This window comes from Verrucomicrobiota bacterium (genome assembly GCA_037139415.1).
GTDB lineage: Bacteria > Verrucomicrobiota > Verrucomicrobiia > Limisphaerales > Fontisphaeraceae > JBAXGN01.
The window spans coordinates 1-1,608 of sequence record JBAXGN010000376.1 but is presented as its reverse complement, the minus strand read 5'-3'; the positions used below and the strand labels follow the sequence as shown (position 1 = coordinate 1,608).

General features: G+C 51.2%; 2 protein-coding genes. Both read left to right on the top strand.

The window, feature by feature from the left end; genetic code table 11:
- Positions 1-596, top strand: a 596-nt coding sequence (locus WCO56_29830; protein MEI7733802.1) for a DUF6345 domain-containing protein, incomplete at its 5' end; no start/stop codon positions are given.
- The gene (locus WCO56_29825; protein MEI7733801.1) at positions 593-1,552 is read left to right on the top strand and encodes a hypothetical protein; all 960 of its coding nucleotides are present in this window, start codon (positions 593-595) and stop codon (positions 1,550-1,552) included. The genes WCO56_29830 and WCO56_29825, both read left to right, overlap by 4 nt.
- Positions 1,553-1,608: the final 56 nt, after the last annotated feature.

Below are 1,608 nucleotides of genomic sequence, written 5' to 3'. Positions count from 1 at the left end.
AGGTTAACAATAACTTCCGAGGCACCCTTCAAATAACTCGTAAACTGGGGCTAGGTTTGCTGATTGGTCATGGAATTCGAGGGATCGGCAGAGATTATACCACCGCAGCCAATGGTCCCAAGACAACCTATTATCCGGTTTTCAATAAGGGCGCGACGGCTTACGACTATGTTCGTTTGTCAGAAATGGATTTGGGGAGCCAGAACTTGCGCTGGATGGCAATCCTGGCGTGCAATATGCTAAATGAAAACAACTACACGGATATGTGGAATAAATTGGCCTTGCCCATTAATGATTCCTTACACCTTTTGTGCAGTGCCAAAACCGGCGTGTATATGGTTGAAGATGTCGGGCGGGTATTTGCCGATTCCCTTACCGGAAAAGCGACCGGTACAGCAATGAAAGTCACGGATTCATGGTATGCCGCCGGGACCGCGACCCAAATGCTTGGCAAACCCGATGTGAATATCTATTTCCGGGTGGCTGGATGGGGGAATTGTTTTAACGACACTATTTACAGCTACGAGGACCCAGATTCAGGAAATCCGGCTGACATTACCTACGAGGACGTTCGCGTTTTTCCCCAGAATCCATGAAACTGTTTTTTTTCGTATTGCTGTGGGTGGGATTCTCAGCGCTGCCAGGCAAAGGTGGCGGCATTGACCTTTCCCGGCTGGGAGCGTCTTTCGCGCCCAATAAAATTCCCATTGCCTGGCCATGCACCAATGCGCTGCCAGAGAAAGTTTTCCGATTCAAGGTTGCCAACACCAATTATCCGGCAAGCCTGACTTCCAACTTGTTAAACCTGGCGGAATTCACGGAACAAAACCGGGCCGTGCCGGAAGGTGAAGGTGTTTTCAAAGACCATAACGTACGCTATTACCGCAGCCCGGACCAAAAACGGTTTCTCGGTATTTTCCCCGGTCAAGGTTGGATTCTATATAAAAACAGCGCGGCCATTGCCAGCACGCGACAAACCAATGAGAGTGTCCCCGACGAAAAGCAGGCCCTCACCCTGGCCAGACAAACATTTCAGCGCCTTGGACTGGCGGAGAGCGAGTTGGCATTTACACCTGGCGGGAGTTCCTTGGATTACACTCATGCAGTGCGCGAGCGTTCGCGCCGCAGTCCCGACGCGAATAATCTTAAAACGGACACCATTGCGCGATTTTTGTTCTTCAAACGCACGATTAACGGGTTTAGCTCCGTGGGTCGTGGCGTTGCGGGAGGCATTTGGATCGGCTTCGGAAACGCAGGGCAAATCTGTGATTTTGAAATGGTGTGGCGCAACGTCATCCCGGACAAACCCCAAAGCGTGCCCGGCTCTCCGGAAATCATCCGAGCCATCGCCAAGGGGCATAGCGTCATTCAGTTCGATAACCCAAAAGCAATCGAGAGCATCAGCGTCAACCAGGTAAATATCCATTACCTTGAGTTTCCCGGCATCGAACGGCAGCGTGAAATTTATCCTTATCTCCGGCTTAACTGCTTGGTGTCATGCCAAGGACGGCAGGAAGCGGCAGTCATCTGTCTGCCATTGGCGGACGAGTAATAGTGTCAGCGGGCAGTCAAAACCAGCCACGCGTGGGCAGAATTGAAAATTCAAAA

Coding starts and splice junctions, on each gene's coding strand:
- WCO56_29825 (MEI7733801.1), top strand. CDS start 593: ATGAAACTGTTTTTTTTCGTATTGCTGTGGGTGGGATTCTCAGCGCTG.